Source organism: Rhodococcus sp. IEGM 1370 (assembly GCF_033142325.1).
In the GTDB taxonomy this organism is placed as follows: Bacteria; Actinomycetota; Actinomycetes; order Mycobacteriales; family Mycobacteriaceae; genus Rhodococcoides.
The window spans coordinates 1-2,740 of the sequence record NZ_JAWLRY010000050.1 but is presented as its reverse complement, the minus strand read 5'-3'; the positions used below and the strand labels follow the sequence as shown (position 1 = coordinate 2,740).

The following is a 2,740-nucleotide window of genomic DNA, read 5'->3' as shown; positions in this document are numbered from 1 at the left end:
CTACGGTGAACACGGAACTCAGCGCATCGCGGAGTTCTCAAACTAGAAAGTCTCTGGACTTGCCGGGGTGATTCATTCCGACCGTTCCTACGACTTAGACAGGGAACAGCCTCGCGGTGCGGCGCTGTGTCTTGGGTGTCGGTAAGACGCACGTTACGCACCTTGAGAATGGTTGCCGGCGGCGCTTGTGGACGCAGTCAACCGTCAAGTCCTCATCCTCGACGCTGAACTCGCCGCAGGCTGAGTCGGTTGCAGCCGACGAGTCGCGCGACACCCCATAGGTCATCATCTTGTAAGACGACCGTCCAACCTGTTGTGATGAATGCCAACGCTAGTGATGATAGCTATCGGAGCTCGCAACGCTAGCGGTACTGACACCGGGCATGATTTCGCCTGGGTTGAACAGAGCGCCCAATCCGTACGTGATCACAGGCTCGCGAATGTTCGGTTTGCGATGTTGCTGCCTGGCGCAGTCCGTCGCAGTTATCTCGCCTCTCAGTTCAATCCGCCGAACCGTGGGTCCGGCGGATTCGGCTGACGCACTGTGGAGCAAGGTGTTGCAAGGCTCTGCAACGCCAGCCCTGTACAGACACTCTTGGGCTTCGGCATACGCGAGTGCTAGGCCATCTAGCATTGCTATTTATCCTGCTGAGGGCGGTTGCACGTGAGATTCGCCCTGCGCGCAGACGGGCAGTTAACCGGGTTCGCTCCGTTCGCGTTCTGTTGAGCAGTAATTGAAAAGGTATGGGTGCAATGATAGCTAGCGGAGCTAGCAAAGGATGCAGAGCGAGCGGAGCGCCGGTACTTGCGCTAACGTAGCTGGCGTAGCTAGCAAAACAACGCTAGATAGGCGTGGTGCACTAGTTGCGAGTGCTACACAAGCGGTGCTTGCGAGGCAAGTGAGAGTTGCTCGTCGAGCACGTTTATCTAGCGTAACTAGATCCGCTTGGCTAGATACGCAAGGTACTGCAGCTCGGCGTGCAAACAGTGCGAGACGAGCGAAGCGAGCTACGCAAGCGAGCCAAGCACTCGTCGCAAGGTTCGCTCCGCGTGTTAACGCAGCACACGAAGCAATTGGCTATAGCGTAGCGAGCCAGAAGGCCTGCAGGGCATAGGTCCAGGGTGCGAGCCAACGCAGTTTTCCTCGGAGAAAAGTTCGTTGGCCTTGATCCTCAAACAGAGAAAGGAACGCGAATCCCAATGTCGACGTCGTCGAAGCAACCCAGGAAGTTCGCGATATGTAACCAGAAGGGTGGGGTTGGGAAGACAGCGACAACACTCGGATTGGCGAGTGCATTGGCGGACAAGGGCAAACACGTCCTCGTCATCGATATGGATCCTCAGGCCAACGCGACGACCGGTCTGGGAGTCGACGTTGATGACGACATGCGAACTACCTTCGACCTGATGTCGGTCACTGGCGAGGGTGCAGCAGCGGATGCGGTAGTAGCAACCGAATGGGATCGGGTCGACCTGATCGCGGCGACTCAGAGCCTCGCCAATCTTGAGGCTGACGGTGCAAACGACTTGATCTTTCGGTTGGATATCGCGCTTGAGGGTGTCGATCTGTCGCCTTACAGTGCAGTTTTCATCGACTGCCCGCCGTCGCTTGGAAAGTTACTTTTCGCGGTCCTCTGCGCCTGCGACTCAGTCATCGCGGTCACCGAACCCACCATCGACAGCGTGCGAGCGATTACCAAGGTTGAGGAAACCATCACCAACGTCAAGCGGCGTGCGAACCCTCGTCTCGAGCTCGAGAAGATCGTCTTGTCTAAGAAACGAAGGACCTCGGAGCATCAGTATCGCGAGGACGAGTTGCGTGCTGCATACGGCGAATTGGTTGCAAGAGCGGGGATCCCGGAGCTGGCGGCGCGCCAAGACGCTCATAGCAGCCACACTCCCATCCATTCTTACAAGGGAGGCCGGGCGATAGACCTGCAAGTCGCCTACGACGCCCTGTTGAAAGAACTGTCTATCGACCTCCTAGGAGAGCCTGCCGCATGAACGCACAACGCGAACCCGCCATCCGCCGCCATCCGGCTGCAGACCTCCCTTCGCGACCGACCGCTTCACCCAGGCGCGTTGGGCTCGAAGCACAGCAAGAATCAACCGGTTCGCCGAGCGTCGACGTTCCGACCAGTGCTGGCGGTATCAGACCGACAAACGAGCCCACTCTTCCGGCAACGAACGAACCGTTGGCTCAGCACAATGCGCGGCCGGCGGCAGGACCAGGCGCGGAAAAATTTACTGAGCAGCACAATGTGCGGATACGGAGTTCTACCAAGCTTCGTTTGAACAGAGCCGTCGACAGGCTGCGGTACGAGACAGGGGACCGATCAATCAGTATTGCTTCCTTGACCGACGCAGCGCTCTGTGAGTACCTCGACAAGCGGGGCATCTAGACCGTTGAATGAGGATGCCCGCTTGCTGTGCTAGCTAGCGTTGCTAGCACAGCCCTTTTGGTCACCCATAAGTATTCAGTCACGTACATGTGCGCGATGGCAGACCTACGGCGGGACCGAGACTTCAGGCACCCCCACCGAGGCTCGGAGTCCTTTTTGACGATCGTTTATCGAGACACCCCGCGGCCGAATCTGTCAGTTTCAAAAGACGGCTGCACTCTTTGCAGGCGTTTTGAGGATGAGTGCACGTGTCTTCTGACATTGAACCGTCCTGGATCTGATGGAGACCTGGTTCAAGCCACTTCGCGGTCGGAGGTGGCGGTCGAGCATTGATGACG

The 2,740-nt window shown here is 57.7% G+C and carries 1 protein-coding gene; it reads left to right on the top strand.

Annotated elements, in window-relative coordinates; translation table 11 throughout:
- Window positions 1-1,200: 1,200 nt before the first annotated feature.
- On the top strand, window positions 1,201-2,004 hold the full coding sequence (locus R4P47_RS24880; RefSeq protein ID WP_032407517.1) for a ParA family protein: 804 nt from the start codon (window positions 1,201-1,203) through the stop codon (window positions 2,002-2,004).
- Window positions 2,005-2,740 lie beyond the last annotated feature (736 nt).

What these genes read in the sequence shown, in the direction of transcription:
- R4P47_RS24880 (WP_032407517.1), top strand. Translation starts at nt 1,201, where the DNA reads ATGTCGACGTCGTCGAAGCAACCCAGGAAGTTCGCGATATGTAACCAG.